The sequence below is a fragment of the Bacillus sp. 95MFCvi2.1 genome (assembly GCF_000374965.1).
In the GTDB taxonomy this organism is placed as follows: domain Bacteria; phylum Bacillota; class Bacilli; order Bacillales; family Bacillaceae_G; genus Bacillus_A; species Bacillus_A pseudomycoides.
Map to the genome: position 1 here is coordinate 57,374 of NZ_KB895695.1, position 25,917 is coordinate 83,290.

At 35.7% G+C, this 25,917-nt stretch carries 24 protein-coding genes and 3 pseudogenes; 19 read left to right on the top strand and 8 right to left on the bottom strand.

Annotation, left to right across the window (positions count from 1 at the left end):
- Positions 1-71: 71 nt before the first annotated feature.
- Positions 72-980 (bottom strand): EamA family transporter, encoded by a 909-nt coding sequence (locus C568_RS0110495; protein ID WP_018765307.1) that lies wholly within the window; start codon positions 978-980, stop codon positions 72-74.
- Positions 981-1,646: 666 nt separating this feature from the next.
- Between C568_RS0110495 and C568_RS0110500 the strand changes: the two genes are divergently transcribed.
- Together C568_RS0110500 and C568_RS0110505 are read left to right on the top strand one after the other, a co-directional pair.
- Positions 1,647-2,354, top strand: coding sequence for a cytochrome c biogenesis CcdA family protein (locus C568_RS0110500; protein WP_018781466.1), 708 nt, complete (start codon positions 1,647-1,649; stop codon positions 2,352-2,354).
- A gap of 89 nt (positions 2,355-2,443) precedes the next feature.
- Positions 2,444-2,950 carry a CcdC family protein gene (locus C568_RS0110505; RefSeq protein WP_018765308.1) on the top strand — a complete coding sequence of 169 codons (507 nt, stop codon included), beginning with the start codon at positions 2,444-2,446 and terminating at the stop codon, positions 2,948-2,950.
- Between the two features lie 82 nt (positions 2,951-3,032).
- Here C568_RS0110505 and C568_RS0110510 read toward each other — a convergent pair whose 3' ends face one another.
- Positions 3,033-3,464, bottom strand: a complete 432-nt coding sequence (locus C568_RS0110510; protein ID WP_006095618.1) for a DUF2621 domain-containing protein — start codon at positions 3,462-3,464, stop codon at positions 3,033-3,035.
- A 103-nt stretch (positions 3,465-3,567) separates the two neighbouring features.
- The gene (locus tag C568_RS0110515) at positions 3,568-3,864 is read right to left on the bottom strand and encodes a hypothetical protein (protein ID WP_006095619.1); all 297 of its coding nucleotides are present in this window, start codon (positions 3,862-3,864) and stop codon (positions 3,568-3,570) included.
- Between the two features lie 260 nt (positions 3,865-4,124).
- Here C568_RS0110515 and C568_RS0110520 point away from each other — a divergent pair, with 260 nt between their 5' ends.
- Complete coding sequence (locus C568_RS0110520; protein ID WP_018781467.1) at positions 4,125-4,703, top strand: AAA family ATPase; 579 nt, start codon at positions 4,125-4,127, stop codon at positions 4,701-4,703.
- A 186-nt stretch (positions 4,704-4,889) separates the two neighbouring features.
- On the opposite strand, the gene C568_RS0110525 is transcribed toward C568_RS0110520, so the two are convergent.
- A complete protein-coding gene (locus C568_RS0110525; RefSeq protein ID WP_018781468.1) occupies positions 4,890-5,450 on the bottom strand; it encodes a class I SAM-dependent methyltransferase in 561 nt (186 codons plus the stop codon).
- A gap of 126 nt (positions 5,451-5,576) precedes the next feature.
- Positions 5,577-6,529: pseudogene (locus tag C568_RS31795) on the bottom strand (class I SAM-dependent methyltransferase).
- A gap of 209 nt (positions 6,530-6,738) precedes the next feature.
- Here C568_RS31795 and hutP point away from each other — a divergent pair.
- The 8 genes from hutP (at position 6,739) to C568_RS0110570 (ending at position 17,316) form a co-directional block, all read left to right on the top strand.
- Positions 6,739-7,179 (top strand): hut operon transcriptional regulator HutP, encoded by a 441-nt coding sequence (hutP, locus tag C568_RS0110535; RefSeq protein ID WP_018781470.1) that lies wholly within the window; start codon positions 6,739-6,741, stop codon positions 7,177-7,179.
- 102 nt (positions 7,180-7,281) lie between these two features.
- Positions 7,282-8,799 carry a histidine ammonia-lyase gene (hutH, locus tag C568_RS0110540; RefSeq protein ID WP_018781471.1) on the top strand — a complete coding sequence of 506 codons (1,518 nt, stop codon included), beginning with the start codon at positions 7,282-7,284 and terminating at the stop codon, positions 8,797-8,799.
- A 23-nt stretch (positions 8,800-8,822) separates the two neighbouring features.
- Positions 8,823-10,481 carry a urocanate hydratase gene (gene hutU, locus C568_RS0110545; protein ID WP_003199154.1) on the top strand — a complete coding sequence of 553 codons (1,659 nt, stop codon included), beginning with the start codon at positions 8,823-8,825 and terminating at the stop codon, positions 10,479-10,481.
- A 12-nt stretch (positions 10,482-10,493) separates the two neighbouring features.
- A complete protein-coding gene (gene hutI, locus C568_RS0110550) occupies positions 10,494-11,765 on the top strand; it encodes an imidazolonepropionase (protein ID WP_006095624.1) in 1,272 nt (423 codons plus the stop codon).
- Positions 11,744-12,715 (top strand): formimidoylglutamase, encoded by a 972-nt coding sequence (gene hutG / locus C568_RS0110555; protein WP_018781472.1) that lies wholly within the window; start codon positions 11,744-11,746, stop codon positions 12,713-12,715. The genes hutI and hutG overlap by 22 nt, the downstream gene beginning before the upstream one ends.
- 664 nt (positions 12,716-13,379) lie before the next feature.
- A complete protein-coding gene (locus C568_RS0110560) occupies positions 13,380-13,841 on the top strand; it encodes a CarD family transcriptional regulator (RefSeq protein WP_170957047.1) in 462 nt (153 codons plus the stop codon).
- 682 nt (positions 13,842-14,523) lie between these two features.
- Positions 14,524-15,651, top strand: a complete 1,128-nt coding sequence (locus C568_RS0110565; RefSeq protein WP_018781473.1) for an alkene reductase — start codon at positions 14,524-14,526, stop codon at positions 15,649-15,651.
- Positions 15,652-15,741: 90 nt separating this feature from the next.
- Complete coding sequence (locus tag C568_RS0110570) at positions 15,742-17,316, top strand: FMN-binding glutamate synthase family protein (RefSeq protein ID WP_018781474.1); 1,575 nt, start codon at positions 15,742-15,744, stop codon at positions 17,314-17,316.
- Between the two features lie 261 nt (positions 17,317-17,577).
- On the opposite strand, the gene C568_RS0110575 is transcribed toward C568_RS0110570, so the two are convergent.
- The gene (locus C568_RS0110575) at positions 17,578-19,119 is read right to left on the bottom strand and encodes a BA3702 family sensor histidine kinase (protein ID WP_018781475.1); all 1,542 of its coding nucleotides are present in this window, start codon (positions 19,117-19,119) and stop codon (positions 17,578-17,580) included.
- Positions 19,120-19,396: 277 nt separating this feature from the next.
- On the opposite strand from C568_RS0110575, the gene C568_RS0110580 reads away from it, so the two are divergent.
- A complete protein-coding gene (locus C568_RS0110580; RefSeq protein ID WP_006095630.1) occupies positions 19,397-19,765 on the top strand; it encodes a VOC family protein in 369 nt (122 codons plus the stop codon).
- Positions 19,766-19,793: 28 nt separating this feature from the next.
- Here the strand turns inward: C568_RS0110580 and C568_RS0110585 are convergent, their stop codons facing one another.
- Entirely contained in the window at positions 19,794-20,603 is an 810-nt protein-coding gene (locus C568_RS0110585) for a YitT family protein (RefSeq protein WP_018781476.1), read from the bottom strand.
- Positions 20,604-20,752: 149 nt separating this feature from the next.
- Here C568_RS0110585 and C568_RS0110590 point away from each other — a divergent pair, with 149 nt between their 5' ends.
- Genes C568_RS0110590 through C568_RS0110600 form a run of 3 tightly spaced genes read left to right on the top strand, consistent with a single transcriptional unit; the run spans position 20,753 to position 22,292 of the window.
- The gene (locus C568_RS0110590; protein WP_018781477.1) at positions 20,753-21,556 is read left to right on the top strand and encodes a protein phosphatase 2C domain-containing protein; all 804 of its coding nucleotides are present in this window, start codon (positions 20,753-20,755) and stop codon (positions 21,554-21,556) included.
- Positions 21,557-21,569: 13 nt separating this feature from the next.
- The gene (locus C568_RS0110595) at positions 21,570-22,028 is read left to right on the top strand and encodes a peptidoglycan recognition protein family protein (protein ID WP_006095633.1); all 459 of its coding nucleotides are present in this window, start codon (positions 21,570-21,572) and stop codon (positions 22,026-22,028) included.
- A 15-nt stretch (positions 22,029-22,043) separates the two neighbouring features.
- Positions 22,044-22,292 carry a DUF2164 domain-containing protein gene (locus C568_RS0110600; protein WP_006095634.1) on the top strand — a complete coding sequence of 83 codons (249 nt, stop codon included), beginning with the start codon at positions 22,044-22,046 and terminating at the stop codon, positions 22,290-22,292.
- A gap of 23 nt (positions 22,293-22,315) precedes the next feature.
- Here C568_RS0110600 and C568_RS34685 read toward each other — a convergent pair whose 3' ends face one another.
- Positions 22,316-22,483, bottom strand: coding sequence for a CsbD family protein (locus C568_RS34685; protein ID WP_029427144.1), 168 nt, complete (start codon positions 22,481-22,483; stop codon positions 22,316-22,318).
- Between the two features lie 318 nt (positions 22,484-22,801).
- Here C568_RS34685 and C568_RS0110610 point away from each other — a divergent pair, with 318 nt between their 5' ends.
- From C568_RS0110610 to C568_RS31800, 4 genes and pseudogenes are all read left to right on the top strand, one after another.
- Positions 22,802-23,005: a hypothetical protein gene (locus tag C568_RS0110610; protein ID WP_003199126.1), complete on the top strand. Its 204-nt coding sequence runs from the start codon at positions 22,802-22,804 to the stop codon at positions 23,003-23,005.
- Positions 23,006-23,366: 361 nt separating this feature from the next.
- Positions 23,367-24,986: a long-chain fatty acid--CoA ligase gene (locus C568_RS0110615; RefSeq protein WP_018781478.1), complete on the top strand. Its 1,620-nt coding sequence runs from the start codon at positions 23,367-23,369 to the stop codon at positions 24,984-24,986.
- 7 nt (positions 24,987-24,993) lie between these two features.
- Positions 24,994-25,295, top strand: a pseudogene (locus C568_RS32810) (acetyl-CoA C-acyltransferase); the annotation flags it as partial.
- Positions 25,296-25,457: 162 nt separating this feature from the next.
- Positions 25,458-25,901, top strand: a pseudogene (locus C568_RS31800) (NUDIX hydrolase).
- Positions 25,902-25,917 lie beyond the last annotated feature (16 nt).

A 25,917-nucleotide genomic window follows, 5' to 3' on the forward strand; every position in this document is an offset into this window, starting at 1 on the left:
TATTTACAAGGAATTCATAAATACAAGATATACTAAAAAAGAGGTTTCTCAAATGAGAAGCCTCTTTTCGCTTATGCAGCAACTTTCTTATGTGTATGATGTTTTCGATATCGTCCGCGCATTGCATATGCAATTTGTGGAATTGCAATACCAACCAAGATAAGTGATACACCAAGCCATTGAGAAGAGAGTACCGCTTCTTTTAAAACGAATACAGACATAATTGTTGTAACAGGTAATTCGGCTGCACCAAGAATAGTGGCTAAGCCGGAACCGATTTTTGGAATTCCGATTGTAAAGGCGATTGATGGAATAACAATACTGAATGTTCCTAATCCTAAACCGTATTTCCAAAGTCCTTGTGAAATAGCCCCATTAAAAATAAATGTTGGTGGGAATACTACCATTACTAAAGTTAAAGCGCCAGCCATTAAGAGGACGCCTCTTGGTAATGAGGGCACTTCGACAGCGACCTTACCACTTACAAAAATGTAGGTTGCAAATGTAACAGCAGATAGTAAACCTAATATGATTCCAGTTGTATCGAAGTCACCTGCTGATTTTTCTAATAATCCGCTCGATAAGAATGTACCCGCAAGTAAAAAGAGAACAGAAATGACTTTTTCTCTTGACGGTAATGTTTTTGTTGCTACAGCTTCAATGATAATGCCAACCCAAACGAATTGGAATAATAGTATAATGGCAATAGATGCCGGTACAGTTTTCAGTGAAGCATAATAAAAGATACCGGTAAAACTAGCTGATGTTCCAGCGACAAATAAAATAAGCATTTGTTTAAGTGGAACGCGGTGTCTAGAAAAAAGAAGAGTAATTCCAAGTAAAATAAACCAACCGAACAAATATTGACTACCAATTACTTCTCCAAGTGAAAAACCTTCTGCGTATGCAAGTTTAACAAAGATAGCTAAAATTCCATAGCTACATGCTCCTAATAAAACTAAAAGAGAATAACGAAGCATGAAAATTCCTCCCATCCTATATATTAAGTTGTTCCAAAACGGACATATATAACTAGATGGAAGTATACAAAATTAAAAATGAAGGGTCAAATGAAAGAAAAGTGTGACATTTTATAGCGTAATAATAAAAGTATGATATTTATGCATAATCTTGAAATTTATAATTATAGAAGTATTGTAAGATAGGGAACGAGTTGTATAAAGTTATCATTTGAAAAAAATATTTTTCACAGGAAATACCTAGCGTATAGGGGGAAAGCATACAAATGATTTGTTGTTTAGAAAAAGCTTTGATATGTTAATGAATGACAGAATATATTTATAATAGAAGGAAAATGAAACCGCTTCAGAAAGAATATATAAATCTATTTTGATTTTTCGACATATAAGCCATGGTTATGGATAACAAAAGGTGACTGCTACCTGTTTTCTCTTTTTGTTTTCACTTGGCATGGGGCAGGAAAAGGATCTGACCGCTTCTATGCATGGCGGGATGCTCTCTCCCACCTAAAAAGAAGGATTTTATTTCGGTTTTTTAATTTGTATTTATATAGCAGTGTGCAGGTATTTTTTCTTATTAAAATGTTGTAAATAGTGAATTCATGAATTGTACATAGTATTTTCTTTCATTTTTGCTACAATATTGTAGAAGAGAGGAGTGAAACGATGCAAGATATTAATATTTTTTTAGCGTTTGGTGCGGGATTCTTATCATTTATTTCCCCTTGTTGCTTACCGCTTTATCCAGCATTTTTATCTTACATAACGGGAATGTCAGTTTCTGAATTAAAAGAAGAAAATGCGATGCTTCGTAAAAGAAGTATGATACATACGGCGTTTTTCTTACTTGGATTTTCAATTGTCTTTATCGCAATTGGTTTTGGTACGAGTTTTATCGGATCATTTTTCCAAGATTATAAAGATTTAATCAGACAGTTAGGGGCACTATTCATCATTGTATTTGGACTTGTAATTGTGGGGGTATTTAAACCGAAGTTTTTAATGCAAGATCGAAAATTTACATTTAAAAGTCGTCCTAGTGGTTATATTGGATCTATTTTAATTGGCTTGGCATTTGCTGCTGGTTGGACACCTTGTACAGGACCCATTTTAGTAGCTGTAATTGGACTGGCTACTACGAATTCAGAATCAGCAATGCTATATATGATTGCTTACATACTTGGGTTTGCAATACCATTTTTTATACTTTCATTTTTTATTACGAAAATGTCTTGGATTAAACGACATAGTGGAACGTTTGTGAAAGTAGGCGGATATATCATGATTGTTATGGGTATATTCTTATACTTTAATTGGATGACAAAAATTATAGCGTATTTCTCAAGTTTATTTGGTGGTTTCACCGGTTTTTAGTATTATCCTGTGAAAATGTTGGAAATACTAACAGAAAAGCATATAATGAAACTAGATTTTCATATTGCCACAAAAAAGGATGAGAAAGTATGAACATAGTTCTTTTGTCGAGTATTGTTGCCGTTTGTATGGCTGTTGGTGCGATGTTCATTCGTTTAAAAGCAGCGAAGAAACCTGCAACATTGAAAAAAATCATTCTCCCACCATTTTTTATGAGTACGGGAGCATTGATGTACATTTTTCCGGAATTTCGCCTAACGCCAGCAGAAATGTTAGAAGCAATCGGTGTAGGTTTGTTTTTCTCAATTTTTCTTATTAAAACATCTAAATTTGAAGTGCGTGGACAAGAAATTTATTTAAAACGCTCCAAAGCTTTCGTATTTATTTTAATTGGTTTGCTCGTGGTACGTATTGTCTTTAAAACATATTTAAGTCAATCGCTTGATTTAGGGCAACTAAGTGGTATGTTCTTCTTACTTGCTTTTGCAATGATTGTATCTTGGAGAATCGCAATGTATCGCTCATTCACGAAATTGCAAAAGGAAATGGAAAAAGAAGATGGATTTTATAATGAGAAAGATATGAAATTAACGTAAAAAACCTCAAGATTCCTTGAGGTTTTTTATTATGTTAACCGAGAAGTTCCCCTCCTCTAAACGAAGTGAAGGTAGGGGTAGGTCAATTAGCCAGCAGTGATTGATAACGGGAATAGTCAATTTGCTTTTCTTGTAATTTTTTAATTAAAAACTTATGATCTCGTTTTGGAGTTGCTACAATATATCCTTTAATAATTAAATCTTCAGTTATTTTCGTGGCTTTTTCTTTTAACGCTAGCTCTCCGATTTTACCAGCAATTTTAGATCTTGCGACATCGCGGAAAAGTTCAGGGACCGGACTTACAAGTTCTTCTAATAATTGTTTTTGCTCATCATCCCATAAATGCCGTGTGTGATCGATATAGTGTTGTTCCCAATCTAAAATAGACATGCCGTCTTCTTTCGGTAGGCGTTTTAAGAATTTTCGGAACATGAAATATCCACCAATAGACATAAGGCCTAGTAAAATAACAGTCCAAGTAACAATAAACCAACTAAACCATCCTTCGAGCAAGTGTATCCCCCCTTTGCGATAGCAGTTTTCCTTTACTAGTATTATAATCGGTGAAATTGACAGAAAGCAAGAACGCTTGGCCATTTTGACCAAGCGTTCTGAATTAAACGAAGTATAGTTGTTCAACACGTAATAGGCCATTATCATCTTCTAAATATTCAATAATAAGTGTGCCGACTTTACGATCTTTATCTTCAGTTGTGAAAATAGAGTAAGAAGTAAAACGTTTTGTTGATAGGCCGCTAATATGTGTAGGAAGAGAAATGTAGTCGTTATCGCGGAAAAACTCCATGAGTTCAACATCTTCAAATTGTTTTCGATCTACTGCTTGATTTGTGTAGCGACGTTGTAGTTGTTTTAAAGATTCGTTCCAAGAAATTACTTTTGTATCGTATACCATTTGTTCTATCTCCTTACTATATGTAATTATTCAGAACGTATGTTCCAATCTAGTATACCCTGTTTCTAATAAAAGAGAAAGCAAAAAATAATGTAAGCTTGGATTTCCAAGCTTACATAAAAGGCGTCCATAATCATCTCTGTTTTTTATTATAAGCTAGATAGAAATAGGAAACAAGGTAGGGAGTATTTTGTTGATAGTTTATAAAATTCCGTTTATTGTAAAAAAGAGGTTTATTTTAGTGGGAAAGGGTAAAAGAAATGACGTATATAATTTCACTTCAAGGACCAATGGCAAGCGGAAAAACAACGTTAGCAAGAAGATTAGAAAAGCATGGATTCCCAATATTGTATGAAAACCCTTATGGAATTGTAGAAAAAAGAAAAAATTTAAATTTGGATATTTACACAAAAGAGGGATTTATTACAAATCAAAGAATGTTTATTGAAGCGAAAATAAAAGAAATTCAGAATGCGCGAGGGCGTATTGTGATATTTGATCGTGGTTCAGAAGGTATTGAATTTTATACAATATATTTTCCAAAATTGATAGGGATGGATTGGGATATCGAAAACGAACTAAAAGATGAATTGTATAAATTAAGAAGATGCCGTTCAGATGCGATTTTTTATTTGGATGTTTCTAAAAAGATATTGCAAGAGAGAAAGAAGAATGATAATACGAGAAGACGCAGTACGTTTGAAAAACAGCTAGAATTAGTAGAAATAGAAAAACAATGGTATAAACAATTTCCGGTTACATATGTGAATACTGATGAAGTGACAGTAGAGGCAACAGAGGTATATTTCATGAAATGGGTGAAGGAGAAAAGCATATGAAGAAATTGCTCTTAAACAAGGGCTTTAATATAGAGTGAAAGGTCATATTAATTCAACGCTTCTAATGGTATTCTAGTAAATTCATGTGAGGAGATGAAGGCCATTATGATACTAAAAAAGTCAATCTCCTATTGGAGATCGACTTTAAAGCTTTTCTTCAAGAAAAGCATCTGTTTAGCTTAATAACTAAGACTTTATTGCATCTATAATTAACGATGGAAAAACAAGTTTATCCCCTTGATTTCGTGGATCATATTTTTTTGAACGAAAAATAACCCCATCGACTCCATCCCACTCATTGTAATGAAAATTCCCCTCTTCATCACAATATTCAAGTAATTTCACTTCGAATCCAACAGTTTCAAACATTTTCCTTAAAGTTTCATAATTATGAACTATTTTATGACTAGCTGCGGGATGGTCTTTAGGTCCAGGTCCCCCAACTTGTACACCCTCTTGGTATTCTTCATCTGGGAAAAATGCATCAGGAACGGCGCATCGAATATAACCACCATGCTTTAAAAATTCATAACATACTTTCGCCGCTTCTATGCCTTCTTCATATGATAAATGTTCCCATACATGCTCCGCTAAAATTACCGCTAAAGAATTAGGATCAAACCTTTTTATCCAATCTCCTCTTTTTAATAAATTCAATTCTTCCTCATTTGTATGTAACCAGCCAGGATTATTATTATATTCCCCTGCACCAATTACCAGCTTAATTTCCTTTTGTTTTATAGCCAACAGTTTCACCTCTTGTATTTTTATCTATGGTTATATTTATAATGTGTAATTTTCTTCTTAGGGTATCGCCATATCAACATCAACCTAAGATAAATTTGAAGAATTTGTTATAAAGTAGATTCAAACTTATTTTGTACACCGATAAATAGCAAGTGTTTTTGGATCACGCCATACTCCACCATGAAGAGATAATTCATTTTCTATTTCAATGGTCAGCCATTCTTTCATTTCTGAATGAAGATGAATGTCATCAGGTATGTTTAAAGATGGAAACATACTAGAGATATAGTTAACGATAGGTGTAGCATGATGAAATAGAAGTGCATTATGAATAACTGTTTCCTCCACAGTTTGAAAAACAGATTGTAATAATTGTTTTCCGTTTTCTAAACAAAATGGAGAAGCTGATGGTGAATTTTCGGGTAAATCGAATGAGACTAACATTTTGTTACACATCTCATCCATACGGGGTAATGAGATTTTGGAATTTGTCGTGGCTAGGAACCTGCCTTCAGGAAAAATTACTTTATGGAATCTTTGAATTGTTTTTTCAACATCCGTCATGTGATACAGCATATGTCTTGCGATGATCCAATCATAAGAATCAGCTGGGAAAGGAAGTTTGGTAGCGTCTCCAAGTTTCCATTCAATATTTACATGTTGCTGTGCTGCATTCATAGCAGCTTCTCGCATCATAGTTGTAGATTGATCCAGACCAGTGAGATGTCCCTTATGAATGTTTTTTTTTGTAGCAGTGCAAGGAATTTCCCGTTAGCGCATCCAACCTCTAATATCTTTTCTGTTCCTTGTAATTGTAAATGCTCAATTACAACTGCATCTAAGTCTACTCGTTTTTCTTCATATTTTTTATGGGTATCAATCCGTGTTTGAAGATGATTACTTACAGCGTATTGTCTTTTTACGTCATTCATTTTTTCTGATTCCACCTTTATGCAAAATTGCTGAATAGCATGTGTTAAAACATCTGTTTTATTTAGGCCTTCATAATGAAGTGTTGCTTCAAATCTTTCTAGTAATCTTTCGTCAATTCGAAAGTGAATATCTTTTCTCTTAACCAATTTTGGGTCCCCCTTACAGCTGTTAGTGAGACTATAGCACGCTTTAGAATTTTCTGTAAATAAAGTGTGTACACAATGGTAACAGAGTATTGAAAAAATCATTCAAATAATTATTCAAATAATCGTTTAAACTATTGACGATTAAACCGTTTTCATATATTCTTAAATTAAGTAATATTCAAACAATTCACAAGAAATGAGAGAGTCACATGCTTCTTCAAGGAACACATCGAATTGGTCGTATGGCTATGTTGTTGGCGCTTGCGGACGAGAATGAAAGCCTTGTATTATCCATTCCAAAAGGTTGGAAATATTGTACTGGGAAAGTTGGTTCTATGAATTCGCAAAAGGTTGTCGCAGCAATGGAAACAGCGGCTAAAAGCAACCAAGTTATTGAAACAGACGTTTACAGAGAAACGCATGCACTTTATCATGCAATCATGGAAGCATTGTACGGAGTGACGAGAGGTCAAATTCAGTTAGCAGACGTTCTTCGTACGGTAGGTCTTCGGTTTGCAATTGTGCGCGGTACACCATACGACGGGAAAAAAGAAGGCGAATGGCTTGCTGTTGCACTTTATGGAACGATAGGTGCGCCTGTAAAAGGATCTGAGCATGAGGCGATTGGTTTAGGAATTAATCACATATGATTTGCCCATAGTCTATTAGTTAGAAGGGGGCCTTGCTTTTTGGGACAGAAGTCTGTCTTAAAAAGGTAAGGCCCCCTTTTGCTCTTTTAAGGAGGAAAAAGGATGATTACGTTAACAGGACATTCATTGACAGTAGAAGAAATGAAACGTTTGTTGTTTGAAGGGGAAGGGGTAACAGCTTGCCCAAACAGCATGAAAAAAGTGGCTGAGTGCCGTGAAGTTGTAGAAAAAATCGTAGAGGATGGAAAAGTTGTTTACGGTATTACAACTGGGTTTGGAAAGTTTAGTGATGTACTCATTCAGAAAGATGATGTAAAGGCACTTCAACATAACTTAATTCAATCACATGCATGCGGAATTGGCGATCCATTCCCTGAAGAAGTATCGCGAGGAATGTTGATTTTACGCGCTAATACGATGTTAAAAGGTGTATCTGGTGTTCGGCCACTTGTTGTAAATAGGCTGTTAGAGTTTGTAAATCGTAAAATTCATCCAGTTGTCCCGCAGCAAGGTTCATTAGGCGCGAGCGGTGATTTAGCTCCATTATCCCATCTTGCTCTTGTTCTATTGGGAGAAGGTGAAGTGTTCTATAAGGGGAAACGTGTTCATGCGTTGGTAGCTCTGACAGAAGAAGGACTAGAGCCAATCGAATTAGAAGCGAAAGAAGGGCTTGCGTTAATCAATGGTACGCAAGCGATGACAGCGCAAGGAATCCTTTCTTATATCGAAGCTGAAGCGATTGCTTATCAATCAGAATTAATTGCTTCAATGACAATTGAAGGATTGCACGGCATTATCGATGCATTTGATGAAAATGTGCATAAAGCACGTGGATATAAAGAACAAGTGGAAGTTGCAAAGCGTATTCGCGATGTACTTCAAGATAGTAAACTTGTAACAAAGCAAGGGGAGCTTCGTGTACAAGATGCATACTCACTTCGCTGTATCCCGCAGGTACATGGTGCTTCTTGGCAAGTTTTAAATTATGTTAAAGAAAAATTAGAAATTGAAATGAATGCAGCAACAGATAATCCACTTATTTTTGATGGAGGAGAAAAAGTAATTTCTGGTGGGAACTTCCACGGACAACCAATTGCGTTTGCAATGGACTTTTTGAAGGTCGGGATGGCAGAACTTGCGAATATTTCTGAACGCCGTATTGAACGTCTTGTGAACCCGCAGTTAAATGATTTACCACCATTTTTAAGCCCGGAGCCAGGGCTCCAGTCTGGTGCAATGATTATGCAATATGCGGCAGCTTCACTTGTTTCAGAAAATAAAACGCTAGCTCATCCAGCAAGTGTTGATTCGATTCCATCATCAGCTAACCAAGAAGATCATGTAAGTATGGGAACAATTGCTTCACGTCATGCACATCAAATCATTCAAAATGTAAGACGCGTTCTTGCAATTGAAATGATTTGTGCAATGCAAGCGGCGGAATATCGTGGTATTGAAGAGATGAGTACAGTAACGAAAGCATTTTATCACCAAGGACGTCAGCAAGTACCGTCAATTACAAATGACCGTATTTTCTCAACAGATATTGAAAATATTGCACAGTGGTTAAAAACAAGTCGCTTTACATTAGAACGATTGGATGCAAATGCAACACTATAAAAAGGGAAAAGGGAGAGATTAAAATGGAAAACGTAAAACAAACAATTCGCGCGCCAAGAGGAACAGAATTACAAACTAAGGGCTGGATTCAAGAAGCAGCTCTCCGTATGTTAATGAATAATTTAGATCCTGAAGTAGCTGAAAAGCCAGAAGAATTAGTTGTATATGGCGGCATTGGTCGTGCAGCTCGTAACTGGGATAGCTATCATGCAATTGTTGATTCGTTAAAAACATTAGAGAGTGATGAAACATTACTTGTTCAATCTGGTAAACCAGTTGCAATTTTTAAATCACATGAAGATGCACCACGCGTTCTTCTAGCAAATTCAAACTTAGTACCAAAGTGGGCAAATTGGGATCACTTCCGTGAACTTGAGAAAAAGGGTCTTATGATGTATGGACAAATGACAGCTGGTAGCTGGATTTATATTGGCACACAAGGAATTTTACAAGGAACATATGAAACGTTTGGAGAGGCGGCACGCCAACATTTTGGTGGCTCATTAAAAGGTACATTAACACTTACAGCTGGTTTAGGTGGTATGGGTGGTGCACAACCTCTTGCTGTTACGATGAACGGTGGAGTAGTCATTGCTATTGATGTAGATAAGCGCAGCATCGATCGCCGTATTGAAAAAAGGTATTGTGATATGTACACAGAATCTTTAGAAGAGGCACTAGCTGTTGCGAAAGAATATAAAGAGAAGAAAGAACCAATTTCAATTGGACTATTAGGAAATGCCGCAGAAATTTTACCAGAGCTTGTGAAACGTGATATTACACCAGACTTAGTGACAGATCAAACGTCTGCACATGATCCATTAAATGGTTATGTTCCAGTAAGCTATTCATTAGAAGAAGCGGCGAAACTTCGTGAAGAAGATCCAGAACGCTACGTACAATTATCAAAAGAAAGCATGAAAAAACATGTAGAAGCAATGCTTGCAATGCAACAAAAAGGTGCAATTACATTTGATTATGGTAATAACATTCGCCAAGTTGCTTTCGATGAGGGGTTAAAAAATGCATTTGATTTCCCAGGATTCGTTCCAGCGTTTATTCGTCCATTATTCTGTGAAGGAAAAGGACCATTCCGCTGGGTAGCACTTTCTGGTGATCCAGAAGATATTTATAAAACAGATGAAGTAATTTTACGTGAATTTGCTGATAATGAGCATTTATGTAACTGGATTCGTATGGCACGTCAGCAAGTTGAGTTCCAAGGTCTTCCATCACGTATTTGTTGGCTTGGTTACGGAGAGCGTGCAAAATTCGGGCGTATTATCAATGAAATGGTTGCAAACGGTGAATTATCAGCACCAATCGTTATCGGTCGTGACCATTTAGATTGTGGATCTGTAGCTTCACCGAACCGTGAAACAGAAGCAATGAAAGATGGCAGTGATGCAGTAGCGGATTGGCCAATTTTAAATGCATTAATCAATAGTGTTAATGGTGCAAGCTGGGTATCTGTTCACCACGGTGGTGGCGTTGGTATGGGGTATTCACTTCACGCTGGAATGGTTATTGTTGCAGACGGAACAGAAGCAGCGGGAAAACGCATTGAACGTGTATTAACTTCTGATCCTGGAATGGGAGTTGTTCGCCACGTTGACGCAGGGTATGACTTAGCTGTTGAAACAGCAAAAGAAAAAGGCGTTAACATTCCAATGATGAAATAAGGAGGAAGAAACATGCTGGACATTTTACTAACGAATATCGGTCAATTGCTAACAATGGATCAAGAAGATGGCTTGTTAAGACAGGAAGCGATGAACACGCTTCCTGTTATCGAAAATGGTGCAGTGGGTATTGAAAATGGTATTGTTACTTTCATTGGCACAGCGGAAGAAGCAAAAGGGTTGCAAGCAAAAGAAACCATCGATTGCGAAGGGAAAATGGTTTCTCCAGGGCTTGTTGATCCGCATACGCACCTTGTATTTGGTGGATCTCGTGAAAATGAAATTGCTCTTAAATTACAGGGAGTGCCGTATTTAGAAATTTTAGAACAAGGCGGCGGTATTCTTTCAACTGTGAATGCAACAAAACAAGCGTCGAAAGAAGAGCTCGTACAAAAGGCGAAGTTTCATTTAGATCGCATGTTGTCATTTGGTGTTACGACAGTGGAAGCAAAGAGTGGCTATGGATTGGACGATGAAACAGAGTGGAAACAATTAGAAGCGACGGCACAATTGCAAAAAGAGCATCCAATTGATTTAGTTTCAACATTCTTAGGAGCACATGCAGTTCCAAAAGAGTATAAAGGAAAATCAAAAGAGTTTTTACAATGGATGTTAGAGTTATTACCAGAGATGAAAGAAAAACAATTAGCTGAGTTTGTTGATATTTTCTGTGAAACAGGGGTATTCTCTGTAGAAGAATCGAAAGACTTTTTATTAAAAGCAAAAGAACTTGGATTTGATGTGAAGATTCATGCAGATGAAATTGATCCACTTGGCGGTGCAGAAGCTGCCGCAGAAATTGGTGCGGCATCAGCGGACCATTTAGTTGGAGCATCAGATAAAGGGATTGAAATGCTAGCGAATTCCAATACAGTTGCAACGTTACTCCCAGGAACGACTTTCTACTTAAATAAAGAAAGCTTTGCACGTGGGCGTAAAATGATTGATGAAGGTGTAGCGGTTGCGTTAGCGACAGATTTTAATCCAGGTAGTTGCCCAACTGAAAATATCCAACTTATTATGAGCATTGCGATGTTGAAATTGAAAATGACACCAGAAGAAGTCTGGAATGCTGTAACAGTTAACTCAGCGTATGCGATCAATCGCGGCGATGTTGCTGGGAAAATTCGTGTTGGACGTAAGGCTGACCTAGTTTTATGGGATGCATATAATTATGCGTATGTACCCTATCATTATGGTGTGAGTCATGTAAATACAGTATGGAAGAATGGTAATCTTGCATATACAAGAGGTGACAAAACGTGGAGCAAGGCCACTATTTAAAGAAAAATGCAAAGTTTATTGATCGTGAAGTAACGAAATGGAGTGATATGATTAAAGGCTGGGAAGAGGGAGAAGAAATCTTTGGTGCAGCATTAATTGGCGCACCGCTTTCTAAGCCGTCTATTAGTCATTCTGGTGCATGTTTTGCGCCGAAAACCATTCGCGCAATGCTAGATGCATATAGCACATATGCGATTACAGAAGAGCATGATATGAAAGAAAGTGTCTTGTATGATTGTGGTGATATTACCATGCATGTTACAGACATAAAAGAAAGTCATGCTCGTATTGCTAAAACGCTCGGCAGTTTGACGAAATTGAATCCACAAATGGTACCAATTATTCTTGGAGGAGATCATTCCATTAGTTTTCCTAGTATAAGTGGTTTTGCAAGTAGTAAAGGGAAAGTTGGCATTATTCAATTCGATGCACATCATGATTTGCGTAATTTAGAAGACGGAGGACCGTCTAATGGAACACCATTTCGTAGCTTACTAGAGAATGATGTGATTACAGGAAAACAGCTTGTTCAAATTGGTATTCGTAATTTTTCCAATGCTCGTACGTATCATGAGTATGCAAAAGAACATGGTGTCACAGTATATACAATGAAACATGTTCACGAGGTAGCGATTAAAGATATCATTACAGAAAGCATTGAGAGTTTACGTAGACAAGGAGTTACAGCTATTTATGTTTCTGTCGATATGGACGTATTAGATCAAGCATTTGCCCCAGGTTGTCCAGCAATTGGCCCAGGTGGTATGGATAGTACGACTTTACTCGATGCGATTACGACACTTGGTCAAGAACCACTTGTTCAGGGTATGGACATTGTAGAAATTGACCCAACACTTGATTTTCGGGATATGACGAGTCGTGTAGCTGCACAAGTTATTATGAGTTTCCTATTAGCAAGGGAAGCGGTTAGTAAGCAGGTTAGTATATAGGAAAAAAAGTCTTTCCTAATCTGTAATAGTTAAGATAAGTGATAGCATATGAAGGTTTTTAAAGCTAATACCTTGTCTATCCTGTTGCACATTATATTAAAATGGTACATCACTCTTATATGTAGTGGTGTACTTTTTGTTTTATAAGATTTCTAAATGACCTCATTTCCTATAATAGTAACACAAACTAGTTAAGTATTTATAAGAACTCTTGCAAGGATGGGAATAAAAGTATGTCAAAAAATAGAAGTACCACACAAGAAAAGATACAAGAGTAAACTGGTTTTGTATAAGGAAAAACGAATCTACGTTTTAACCGAGATTTCAGAATGCAAGTAGACAAAGAACAATAATCACCATATACATCCCTTGATTAATATAATGCATTATTTAGGTGGTGAATTAGACTTTTGAACCCGAAATGCATAGAGGTTTCTGATGAAGGAATTGTAGAATAAAAAGGATAGTGTTTTTCGCAAATTGAACTTTGTTTTGCTAGTAATGGAAGTTGTTTTTATTGAATTATTATTATTATTTCTCAATCTTATTTTTTAAGAGGAAATAAGTTGACGCAAAAAATAATTTTATGATATTATAAAAATTTTGCTAAAAAAATAAATGTATGTTAAGCTTGAGAAGGTTACCATATATGGAGGTGGATTATTTGTTTCAAATTGGCGATAATATTGTTTATCCAATGCAAGGAGCAGGTATAATTAAAGCCATAGAAGAAAAGGAAATCTCAGGAGAAAAACAACAGTATTATGTCATAAAAATGTCGGCCAGTAATATGGAAGTAATGATTCCTACGGGAAAAATATTGAGTTCAAATATACGACCAGTTACGGATATAACGGCATTAACACACATCATAGATATTTTTCAGCATGGAGAATCAGATAGATTACTTACGTGGAAACAAAGGTATAAAGTGAACACAGATAAAATAAAAACGGGTAAAATACAAGAAGGTGCTGAAGTTGTACGTGATTTAATGCGTATGCAGAAAGAAAAAGCACTTAATGCAAGCGAAAAGAAAATGTTAGATAACGCACATGAATTTTTGATTAGTGAACTGGGATTGATTAAAGGTATCACAGAAAATCAAATGAAAAGCTTTTGTTAAGGTTCATTATAGATAATGTATTACATCCCAAAAAAAGATTTTGAATTTTTTGGGAATATAATTATAAAGAATCAATCATTTCAAAGACATTCAACTCTTTCAAACCACTTTTAGAGCATTAACCTCTTTTGTTATTTCTACAATCTAATCCATTTTTATTTTTTAATTTCTTTTACGAATGTTCGAAATTTTATTAAATGACTCGATAAAATAGTTACTTGATTTTTGTAATCCTGATTCACACTGGCACGGACAAGGAGCCGTAAGGATGAAAGAGAGGTAGGGCTTTCATTGTTTTAGGTATATATAAGTTATTATTTCTAGAAGAATAATTAATCAATCTCACTTCTATCGTTAAGAATTTTTCACATCTGAGGAGATAGTAATTATTTATCTTCTTTGCGTAAAAAAGATAAATAAATTGCTAGCGTCATATGGTCAACTATAAAAATGGTTTCCTAATTAGGAAACCATTTTTAATTTTATCTACATAACAATAATCAATTGAGAAGTAAAAAAGGAGTACAGCTATGGAGAAATGGGTATTATCGATGTTTAATATACGGATATTCTACAATAAGGGCGTGTAAATTGACGTTGTTATATAGGAGGAATTATGATGCGTGTATAGTTAGTTTTTTAATGATTTATTGAAATAATATTGAATTAAGGGGGAAACAGGATGGTAAGTTCAAATAGTAAAGCAGCAAGTATATATGAAGGCACGAATATAAACAATTGGGGATCTTTTCAAAATATTGAAGAGACAAAGCTGTTTAATCCAATTCAAATGGGTGCTTGGTCTCTTCGGAATCGCGTGGCAATGGCACCGATGACGCGTTGTTTTGCTAATGATGAAACAGGAGTAGTTGGAGCTGACGTAGTCCAGTATTACCGTAAACGTGCGGCAGATGGTGTTGGTCTAATTATTACGGAAGGAATTATAATTAGCCCAAGAGCGAAGGGGAATCCAGGTGTCCCAGGTATTTATACCGGGGAGCAAATTGATTCTTGGAAGTTAGTAACAGATGCAGTACATAAAGAAGGTGGAACAATTATTGCGCAAATATGGCATGTAGGACGTATGAGCCATCATGAACTAACAGGTGGATTCTTACCACAAGCACCTTCTGCGATTGCTGCTCAAGGAAATGTCCCACGTTTTCGGAAGCCTTTTGATAAGCCAGAAGCGATGACGATAGAAGAAATTCAAGAGACTATCGAACAGTATGCGCAAGCTGCTAGGAATGCGATAGAAGCAGGCTTCGATGGGGTAGAAATTCATGGGGCACATGGGTATTTAATTGATCAATTCGCTTATGAATTTGCGAATCATCGAAAGGATCAATATGGCGGTGACTTAAAACAAAGGTTAACGTTTATGAAAGAAGTATTACAAGCTGTTATAAGCGCAGTTGGTGCAGATAAAACACTTATTCGTTTTTCTGCATTTAAAGGTGATAATCCAAGCTATATGTGGGAAGATCCTGAAGAGGCAATTCAAACTTTCGTAGAGATGTTCCATGAAGTAGGACTAACGATGATCCACCCTTCCACAATGAATTATATGCAAGTTATAGCTGACGGAAAAAACTTACATCAATTAGTTCGTAAATATTGGAATGGTATAATTGTAGGAGTGGGGAATTTAAATCCAAAAGAGGCAGAAGAGGCACTACAAGAAGGAACAATTGATGTAGCAGCATTTGGTAGACCATTGATTTCTAATCCGGATTTTGTTCATCGTGTTAAACGCGGGGAAAGTTTAGAGGAATACGATGCAAAACAGCATCTTGCTACATTGATATGAATAATAATAAAAGAAGAGCACATAAGGTGTTCTTCTTTTATTATGTAGGCAAAAAATATAAGAGAATGGCATGATAGGGGGGAAGCGAAAATGAATGAAACGCTACTCGTTATTATTAGTATATTATTATTGTTAATCTTGCTGTTCATTATCTTTTTTATGGCTACATTTTTTATTAAGAAACGAACACATCATTCTATATTGAAACTCCATCCGTATCTAGGAAGGATGCGTTTTTTACTGGAGAAGATAGGGCCTGAATTTCGGCAATATTGGTTTGATAATGATACAGATGGAAAACCTTTTTCACGTTATGATTTTCAAAGTGTAATGTTTTTAGCAAAATATCGATCTGAAGTTCTAGGTTTTGGCTCGAAACGGGATTTTGATGCATCTGGATATTATATTGCAAACACTCTATTTCCAGTTCTTACAGAAGAACTCAATGTGGACCTTTCTGAAGAGCGTGCTGCAAAAAAATATGTAATTCATAAAGAAGGTGTGTTTTCTAGAAAAGAAAAATTAACTGCAGATGAAACAAATCTTTGGCTATATGAAGAAGATGATGCAATTGTAGTTGGAGAGAATCGTAAATTTCCATGGAAAATATATGGAATGTTTGGGGCATCTGCTACTTCTTATGGTGCAATTGGTGAAAATTATATTTTATCTACAGGATATGGATCAAAAATGGCAGGGGGGTCATGGATTAATACAGGTGAGGGTGGTGTAATTCCAGAGCATATACAAACAGGTGCAAATATTATTGCTCAAATCGGTCCAGGTTTATTTGGATACCGTGATGAAGAGGGGAATTTTTCAATGGATGAGTTCGTAGTTAAAGCTAAAGAGCCGAATATTAAAGCATTCGAACTGAAATTTGGGCAAGGTGCAAAAATACGCGGTGGACATTTAGAGGGACAAAAAGTGAATCGGAAAATAGCTGCTGTTCGAAAAGTAAAAGAAGGGGAAACGATAAATTCGCCAAATCGTTTTGCGTTTTTACATTATGCTAAAGACGCCTTACGTTTTATTCATGATTTGCAAGAAAAAGGTGGTAAACCAGTTGGAATGAAAATAGTTATCGGGCAACAAAAACCGCTAGAAGAGTTATTACAAACGATGAAGGAATTAAATATTTATCCAGATTTTATTACAATTGATGGCTCGGAAGGAGGTTCTGGTGCCACTTATAAATCGATGGCAGATAGTATGGGGATACCACTTATACCAGCACTCATTACGTTTGTTGATACAGCCTGTCGTTTTAATGTTCGAGATAAGTTGAAAGTTTTTGCATCGGGAAAATTAGTAACACCCGATAAAGTAGCAATAGCCTTAGCAATTGGTGCCGATGCAGTAAATTCTGCGCGCGGATTTATGATGGCAAGTGGATGTATTATGGCACTTCAGTGTCATTCCGGACAATGTCCTTCGGGGGTTGCGACAACGAATCCACATTATCAAAAAGCATTAGACCACAATGAAAAAAAGTGGCGCGTGATGAATTATATTGTGAGCATGAGATATAGTTTGTTTGAATTATCAGCAGCGGCAGGGGTGAAAAGTCCACGGCATTTAACAAGGGATCACATTGTATTTAAAGATGAAACAGGTAGAGTTATTCCGTTATCGAAATTATTTCCAGTAGTAGGTGAAAAGTGAGAGAAATAGCGCGAAACATTAGATCGTTGGTGTTGTGGCAGTCATTGCTTGGGTATAAATTCCAAGTCTAAAAGAAATGATGTATAAAATGGTACCAGGATTTTCGTCAAGTTTACTAGCTATGATAATAGTCAGCTTGCTAACAAATGAATTTGAAAAAGTTGTACATCACGAATTTGATGAGATGTAAACAATACTGGAGCAAGCGACAGAATAAAATATTAGTAAATTACTATAAAAAGAGTAAATAGAAAGATCTATTTACTCTTTTTCCATTTCGTTATTATTTGGTAGCGGTGAGATGGGTAATCGAATATCTACAGTTGTTCCTTTATTTAACTCACTTGAGATTTGAAGTTTACCGTAATGTTCTTCGATTATTTTGTAGCACATCATTAAGCCTAATCCAGTTCCTTTTTCTTTCAAACTATAAAAAGGTTCTCCTAAACGAGAAATACGATCTTCTGGAATGCCACACCCCTCATCTATAATACGGATTAAAATGAAATTCTCATCTACTTGCTTTGTTTGGATGAAAATATTTCCTCCGCGAGGCATGGCTTCAATCGCATTTTTAAGTACATTAATAAAGACTTGCTTTAGTTGATTACCATCACATTGAATTTCTGGCATAGTCGAAAGATGATCCATAATAATATGTGTACTATGCATGATGGCGGTAGGTAAAATAAAGGTTACTACTTCTTCAATTAATGATTGGATTTGGTGAGAATGAATAGATAACACTTGTGGCTTAGACATTGCCATAAATTGACTTGTAATGGATTCCATTTGTGAAATTTCGCTTAGCATAACATCTATATACCATTTGTTTTGTTCGCTAATATCGGGTTGCAATAATGTTAAGAATCCCTTTAAGGCCGTTAACGGGTTGCGGATTTCATGAGCGATTCCTGCTGTTAGTTGTCCGACTACTGCTAATTTTTCAGATTTTCGTAGTAATTTTTCTGTTTTCTTTAATTCAGTAACATCCCTGCCCATAACAATAAGGCCTTTTCGTGAGCCATCAGGATGGAAGAGTGGAACTTTTGAAAGATCCAAGATAAGGTTGGACGTACTTTTATGAATAATAAATTCTTCGCCATGAATAATTTTTTTTTGTTGCCATGCGAGTTCATCAATTTGTTCACAATGTAAAAATGCTTCGCGGTACGCTTCATTATATTGAACGAGTTCACTATCTTTTTTTCCGTGATAAGGAACATCATGAAAATCAAAGCAAGAAAGTGCGTAATCATTTGCTTCAAGCCAGCGCCCTTCATGATCTTTAAAGATGACAAAGGCAGGCATTGAGTCCATCAATGTGCGCAATCGTTTTTCGCTCTCTTTTAACATTTTTTCGATTCTTTCAGATTTCTCGAGTGGCTTCATAATTGCATATACACCTGAGAGATGCTTTTGAATAAAAATAGGGACTAATTTTGTAACTACATCTATTTGATATCCATCTTTATGGTGGATAGAAAGTATGTATTCCTCTTGATTATCAGCTGTAGTATTTTTTATAAATTGCAGTACTTGATCAGAAATATGTGCTTCTATAATAGAAGTAATTGTTTTTCTTTCTAATTCCTCTGAAGTATATCCCAATATTTTTTCCGCAGAGGGATTAATATGTAATATGATTCCTTGTAAGTTCAATGAAATAATACCATCAGGATTATGTTCAAAAAGAGATGCGTACATTTCTGTTAAAGTACAATTTTGAATATGATTTCGCAAACGGCGGGGTATAGCCGAATGACGATTTTTTTGAATAGATGAGAACTTTTTCCGACTCATAATTTTTCCTCCGTGCAACTAGCATCTAAAACAGATTCAATACCTATTATAAATATAATATATGAAAAACATTATATATTTCTATAAAAAACAAATTTACAGAATAATGTGCATTTTCATTCTTTTCGATTAAGTTGTTATTAAAACACCTTCTTCATTATAGAACAAATGATATGCCTGTGGCTGTTAAGTAAATCTTATGGAGTTTTATAAAATTTATATAAGTTATTTTTAAAGCAGTATACTATAAAATGAAAATATAAAGGAGGAGAGAGATATGGCAGGTTATATTCAAGGGATTGACCATGTACAAGTAGCAGCACCTGTAGGGTGTGAAGAAGAGGCAAGAGACTTTTATGGATATAAAATAGGTTTAGAAGAAATTCCGAAACCAGAAGAATTAAGAAAACGTGGCGGTTGTTGGTTTCGTTGTGGAAATCAAGAAATTCATATAGGAGTTGAACAAACTTTTTCTCCGGCTAAAAAAGCGCATCCAGCTTTTTATGTTCAGGGGATCGATGAATTTAAGGGAAAACTAATCGGGCAAGGGATTCAAGTCATAGATGATTATGCTCGTCCAGATATAATTAGATTTTATGTTTCAGATCCATTTGGGAATAGACTAGAATTTATGGAGAATAAATAAAAAACTAGGTGGAACTTCACCTAGTTTTTTAACCTCTCCTAAATAACCCTAATACTTCAACAGTCTCCGTAATATTAACGAATGCTTGTGGATCAATTTCAGAAATGGCTAGTTTCATATCAGCAAGCTCTTCACGTGAAACAACAGTCATAAGTACACGTTTTTTCTCACTTGAATACGCACCTTCACCATCAAGAAGTGTAATTCCTCGCACAACAGTTGAAAGGAGTTTCTTTTTCATTTCTTCAGCTTGATTTGTTACAATCATAAGTGTAACTTTACGATGTTTCGTATGAATAGCATCAATTACTTTACCTGTTACATAGATTGAAAGTAAACTCGTTAATGCTACATCCCAATCAAAGAAAAATCCAGCAATGACAACAACGACTGTATTTAAAATAATGAGGAGTCCACCAAGTTTAATATCTTTTTTGCGAGATAGTAGCATACCGATAATATCAAATCCACCTGTGGAACCATGACAATTAAAGACAAGGCCAATTCCTGCCCCTGCAATTACGCCGCCAAATATGGAAGAAAGAAGGGGATCTTTTGCGACGATTTGTACTGGAATCCAGTATAATGCTGCAGATAATACTACAACAGAGACAACTGTATTAAAAATTACTTTTTTTCCAAGACCTATGTACCCTAAAATAAGAATAGGTAAGTTTAATGCAAAGTTAATAATTCCTGTGTTTACAGGGGTTACAATTCCTAAGATAATAGCAATTCCACCAATTCCACTACTCAAAATCTTGTGGGGGATAAGGAAAAGATTAAAGGCAACTGCAATAATGATAGAACCAATGATAACTCCAAGAAATCTGACCATCTTTTTCCCGTCCTTCACTAAAAAATCATATTATTTCAAGATTATATATGAAATTGAAAGTATTAGGGGAAAACAGTTTATTTTGGGAAGTTAGACTGATTCGAAAAATCAAATTATTTTTACATATTGCATTAAAGGGGTGTAAAAATATGAAAATTCAAATGTATCAACAGAAAAGTCCTTTGAAGCAGGAGTGTGAGGATTCGTTTTTTTGTAATGAAGGATTGAAAATCTATGGTGTATGCGATGGTGCAACGCCACTTGTCCCGTTTCAAGATGAAGAGGGGCATAATGGAGCATATCTAGCTTCAAACGTGTTTGCAAGTCATTTTACATCGCTAAAAGAAGTGACAAGTTTGCAAAAAGCAATTGCAAGCGCAAACGAAGTGTTACAAGAAAAAATGATAGATTATGAGATTGATATAACAAAGAAAGATCATGTATGGTGTACATGTATTGCTGTAGTTCGTATAAAGGATAGAAGCATTCAATATGCTCAACTTGGTGACTGTATGATTGTTGTTACATTGCGTGATGAAACCATAAAGGTGTTAACAAAAGATACAGTGAAAGGAATTAGTGCACGAGCGAAAAGAAAGCGTGAAGAAGATAGGAAAAAGGGACTTCTTGTACCGGAAGAATATATATTTAATGACATTAGGCAGCAACTAAAATATAATCGTTATCTTGCCAATATGCCAAATGGGTATTCAGTAGCAAATGGGATGTCGGAAGCAATTACTTGGATCCAACAAGGAGAATTTCCACTTTCTGAAATGAAAGGAATATTTATTTGTTCGGATGGATTATTTCACCCAGACTGGTCACTTGAGCAAACAGTACAATATGTAAGCATGCATGGTATAAAAGAATATGTTTCTATAATAGAAGAATTAGAAGAACAAAAACGGATTCGACCAGATGATAAAACGATAATCATGATTGAGTTGTAAAGGAGGATCCTGAATGGAATTTAAGCAAGCAAAACTGACGTTTCAAGATGAATTGCAGCCTTTACAAAACGTAACAAAACTCATCATTCATCACACTGCTGAAGATGGATGGGATGTGTATAAAACACATGAATTCCATCAAAAGGTACGAGGATGGAGTGGCATCGGATATAATTATTTTATTGAAGAAGATGGGACGGTGTTTGAAGGTAGAGGATTATACATTGGAGCCCATGCAAAAGGATATAATAGCAAAACGATAGGGATTTGTATGACAGGTAATTTTGATAAATATGATCCGACTTTAGCGCAAATCGATTCTTTACATTCACTATGTAAGTGGTTTATGAAGAAGTTTTCTATATGTGAAGAACATATACTTGGTCATCGGGAATTAGAAGGTGTCACAAAAACTTGCCCAGGAACACGTTTTTCTATGGTAGAGTTAAGGAAAACATTATCTCAAATATAGAGGAGAAGAGGATTCATGATGAATGTAAAAATACCAAATGAAAAGAAAGATGAGCTTGTAGAACAAATTCAGAGGTTTTTTGAAGAAGAAGACTTAGATACAATCGGACGTTTTCAAGCAGAGCGTTTAATAGAAGAAATGATAAAATTACTTGGACCATATGCATATAACCAAGCGATTGGAGATGCGAGAAAGTTAATTACAGATAAGTTGTCGAACATAGAAGAGGATTTATACGTGCTAGAAAAACAGGATGGTAAATAAAACGGGCCTTAAATAGGCTCGTTTTATTTATGTTCATGTACTTTCTCTGTTACATTACCCACAGTATGCTTCACGGTGCCTTTTATCTTATCCCATTTACCTGTAGCTTGTAATTCCTTATTGTCAGTTACTTTCCCAACAACTTCTTTTACTTCACCTTTTACTGTATTAAAGGAAGGCCCGGAAATAATTTTTGATGAAAATGCAGTCGCATTTTCAAATTGCTTGATATCTACTTGCATTGGATTTTTTTCCATTGTTTGCAAAGCTAATAATCTAGCGGATAACATGTTGATTTCTGCTTGTTCGATTACTTTTGCTGAATGAAGTGTAATAGTAGAGTTCAATATTTTACCTCCAAAAAATAATGTAATATGTATTTACAATGTATGAATACGACCCTAAGGTTATTTTTCCTTTTAAAATTTAGGAGAAGTAGGATTTTTTATGGAAGGAAATTGGAAGATTGCTGTCGAAGGGAGTAGAAACAGAACGAAGGTGGTGCTCTCATGCGAAAGAAAGAGATACATACATGCTCTTATTGTGGCTCTAGCAATATTGGGGAAGGTGAGTTTGTTGGATATGCGCAAATAAGAAAAAAAGAAACGATGTTTACGTCTTCTCCAGTAGATGCTTATATTTGTACGGATTGTGGAAGTATACTTTTGTTGAAAGTGCGAAATTATCAAAAGTTCAAGCAGAAACCAATATAAATAGAAGAAAAGCATTCATATCCAATGCCTTATACAAATCGATTAATATTATGTCTGATACATATACGAGATATTCTTGATATATTCGAATATAATTCAAAAAAATAATTAAAAATGATGTATTTGTAAAAAGAACATGTCGTGATATGAAGAGGTATGCGATTTTGTGTGATACATATGTTCAAAAAGACAGAGAGTGGTTTATAAAGGAGTCACTCTCTGTTTTCTATGAGAGGTGTATGCTAGAAGAAATATTTCTTCGGAAATAATTCTGAAAATACAGAAAAATAAAACTTATAAGTGCGAAAGTTTGGTATAATGTCTAAAAATGAAAACGCTTTAATAGGAGGTTGGGAGAAATATGATGATGAATGTACCATTAACAATTAGTTCAATGATAGAAAGGGCAGAAAAGTTGTTTCCAAAAAAAGAAATTGTTTCGCGTACACATGATACTATAACAACTTTAACATACAAGCAATTAGGAGAAAGAACAAGGAGACTCTCTAGTGCGTTACAGAAATTAGGGATAAAAGAGGGAGAACGAGTTGGGACTTTAGCGTGGAATCATCATCGTCATGTGGAAGCGTATTTTGCTATTCCGAGTATTGGATCTGTCTTGCACACTATTAATATTCGTTTATCTGCACAGCATATTTCCTATATTATTGGACATGCGGAAGATCGCATTTTACTCGTTGATGAAGATCTCGTACCCCTCGTTGAAAAAATTCAAAGTGAATTATTGACTGTACAAGCATACATCATTATGACCGACAAAAAAGAACTTCCAGAAACTTCACTAGAGCCGGTCTATCACTACGAACAGCTTCTTACAGAAGGGGATCCTGATTTCCAATTCTTAAAAGATATTGATGAAAACACACCGGCAGGTATGTGTTATACGTCAGCGACAACAGGTAACCCAAAAGGTGTTGTATATACACATCGTAGTACGGTACTTCATTGTATGACTCTAGGATTAGCAGATACAGCTGCATTATCTGAAAGTGATGCAGCAATGGCAATTGTTCCAATGTTTCATGTGAATGCTTGGGGATTACCTTTTGCAGCAACGTGGTTTGGATCAAAACAAGTTTTACCTGGTCCGATGTTTACACCGAAAATATTACTTGAAATGATCCAGGATGAAAAAGTGACGTTGGCTGCTGGTGTACCAACGATTTGGCTTGGTGTTTTACAAGAATTAGAAAATAATAACTATGATTTATCAAGTATGAAGCGGATTTTATGTGGGGGTGCTGCTGCACCTAAAAGTGTGATAGCTGCATTCGAACAAAAACATAGTGTTCCTTTTGTGCATGCATACGGTATGACGGAAACAAGTCCACTTGTGACACTTGCACGGTTAAAAAGCTATGAAACAGATTTATCCTATGAAGAGCAACTGGAAATTCGATTAAAGCAAGGATATCTTGTACCAGGCGTTGAAATGAAAGTAGTGGGAGTAAATGGGGAAGTGAAATGGGACGGAGCTGAAATGGGAGAATTATGTTTACGAGCACCATGGATAGCTGCAAGTTACTATAATGACGAACGCACTATAGAAGGTTTCCGTGATGGTTGGTTATATACAGGGGATGTTGTTACAGTTGATGAGGAGGGCTGCGTTAAAATTGTTGATCGCGCAAAAGATGTTATTAAAAGTGGGGGTGAGTGGATTTCATCTGTAGATTTAGAAAATGCTTTAATGGCACATGAGGCTGTATTTGAAGCTGCAGTTGTCGCAGTACCTCATCCTCAGTGGCAGGAGAGACCTGTTGCATGTGTTGTGCAAAAACAAAATAGTTCTGTAACGAAAGAAGAATTATATGAATTTTTACGACCGCAGTTTGCGAAGTGGTGGTTGCCGGATGATATCGTTTTTATGGAGGAGATCCCTAAAACATCAGTTGGGAAATTTTTGAAACAAGCGTTGCGAAAAGAATTAGAGCATTTGCATAAAGATATCGAAAAGTAATTAAGAAAAGGCTCATAAACTTGGGTACAAACCAATTCTTCGGTTTGTTCATAGTGCTGTTATTGGTGTAAATCAGCATTTACCAGGGGGTGGACCTATATTTGCTGTGCAAAAGTTATTGCAAGATCAGAACTTATCAATAGACGATGTTGATTATATTGAAATGAATGAGGCCTTGCTGCCAGGATCGTGGCCTGTGCGCAAGAATTACAAATTTCCTATGAAAAGTTAAATGTAAACGGTGGAGTAATTGCACTCGGTCATCCTTACGGTGCATCAGGAGCTATGCTTGTGACTCGTTTTTTCCATTAGTATGTTTCTTGTTAAAGGCGGACGCATAGAAATCGCTTCTTTCTTCCATAATTTTCTTTAATTATAAAACGTACGTTCCTTTTGTGGAAGAGGTTTAGCTAATAATCTAGAATTATATAGCTTGGAAGTCATATGTATAGAATGAAAAGAGGAGACTATATGAGTCATTTGTTACAAGTTCGAGTAACTGGAATTTTGATTGAGAAAGAAAACCTTTTAATTGTAAAACAAAAAGTTTCTGATCGAAATTGGTCTTTACCAGGCGGAAGAGTAGAGGGGGGAGAAATGTTAGAAGAAGCTATGATTTGAGAAATGAGAGAAGAGACGGGATTGGAAACTAGAATTAAGGAATTACTATATATTTGTGATAAACCGGATGTTACGCCATCACTAGTACATATTACGTTTTTACTTGAAAGGGTGTCGGGAGAAATAAAGCTACCGTCTAATGAATTCGATCATAATCCAATCCATGATGTGAAGATGGTACCAATAACAGAATTACGAAATTATCATTTTTCTGAGACATTTATAGGACTTATTGAAAAAGGATTTCCTAATGCAGGAACTTATCAAGGATTGAAACAAAATATTGGCTTGTAAGTAGATAAAAATCTAA

What these genes read in the sequence shown, in the direction of transcription:
- C568_RS0110495 (WP_018765307.1), bottom strand. Translation starts at nt 980, where the DNA reads ATGCTTCGTTATTCTCTTTTAGTTTTATTAGGAGCATGTAGCTATGGA.
- C568_RS0110500 (WP_018781466.1), top strand. Translation starts at nt 1,647, where the DNA reads ATGCAAGATATTAATATTTTTTTAGCGTTTGGTGCGGGATTCTTATCA.
- C568_RS0110505 (WP_018765308.1), top strand. Translation starts at nt 2,444, where the DNA reads ATGAACATAGTTCTTTTGTCGAGTATTGTTGCCGTTTGTATGGCTGTT.
- C568_RS0110515 (WP_006095619.1), bottom strand. Translation starts at nt 3,864, where the DNA reads ATGGTATACGATACAAAAGTAATTTCTTGGAACGAATCTTTAAAACAA.
- C568_RS0110520 (WP_018781467.1), top strand. Translation starts at nt 4,125, where the DNA reads ATGACGTATATAATTTCACTTCAAGGACCAATGGCAAGCGGAAAAACA.
- hutP (WP_018781470.1), top strand. Translation starts at nt 6,739, where the DNA reads ATGCTTCTTCAAGGAACACATCGAATTGGTCGTATGGCTATGTTGTTG.
- hutH (WP_018781471.1), top strand. Translation starts at nt 7,282, where the DNA reads ATGATTACGTTAACAGGACATTCATTGACAGTAGAAGAAATGAAACGT.
- hutU (WP_003199154.1), top strand. Translation starts at nt 8,823, where the DNA reads ATGGAAAACGTAAAACAAACAATTCGCGCGCCAAGAGGAACAGAATTA.
- hutI (WP_006095624.1), top strand. Translation starts at nt 10,494, where the DNA reads ATGCTGGACATTTTACTAACGAATATCGGTCAATTGCTAACAATGGAT.
- C568_RS0110565 (WP_018781473.1), top strand. Translation starts at nt 14,524, where the DNA reads ATGGTAAGTTCAAATAGTAAAGCAGCAAGTATATATGAAGGCACGAAT.
- C568_RS0110570 (WP_018781474.1), top strand. Translation starts at nt 15,742, where the DNA reads ATGAATGAAACGCTACTCGTTATTATTAGTATATTATTATTGTTAATC.
- C568_RS0110575 (WP_018781475.1), bottom strand. Translation starts at nt 19,119, where the DNA reads ATGAGTCGGAAAAAGTTCTCATCTATTCAAAAAAATCGTCATTCGGCT.
- C568_RS0110580 (WP_006095630.1), top strand. Translation starts at nt 19,397, where the DNA reads ATGGCAGGTTATATTCAAGGGATTGACCATGTACAAGTAGCAGCACCT.
- C568_RS0110585 (WP_018781476.1), bottom strand. Translation starts at nt 20,603, where the DNA reads ATGGTCAGATTTCTTGGAGTTATCATTGGTTCTATCATTATTGCAGTT.
- C568_RS0110590 (WP_018781477.1), top strand. Translation starts at nt 20,753, where the DNA reads ATGAAAATTCAAATGTATCAACAGAAAAGTCCTTTGAAGCAGGAGTGT.
- C568_RS0110595 (WP_006095633.1), top strand. Translation starts at nt 21,570, where the DNA reads ATGGAATTTAAGCAAGCAAAACTGACGTTTCAAGATGAATTGCAGCCT.
- C568_RS0110600 (WP_006095634.1), top strand. Translation starts at nt 22,044, where the DNA reads ATGATGAATGTAAAAATACCAAATGAAAAGAAAGATGAGCTTGTAGAA.
- C568_RS0110610 (WP_003199126.1), top strand. Translation starts at nt 22,802, where the DNA reads ATGCGAAAGAAAGAGATACATACATGCTCTTATTGTGGCTCTAGCAAT.
- C568_RS0110615 (WP_018781478.1), top strand. Translation starts at nt 23,367, where the DNA reads ATGATGATGAATGTACCATTAACAATTAGTTCAATGATAGAAAGGGCA.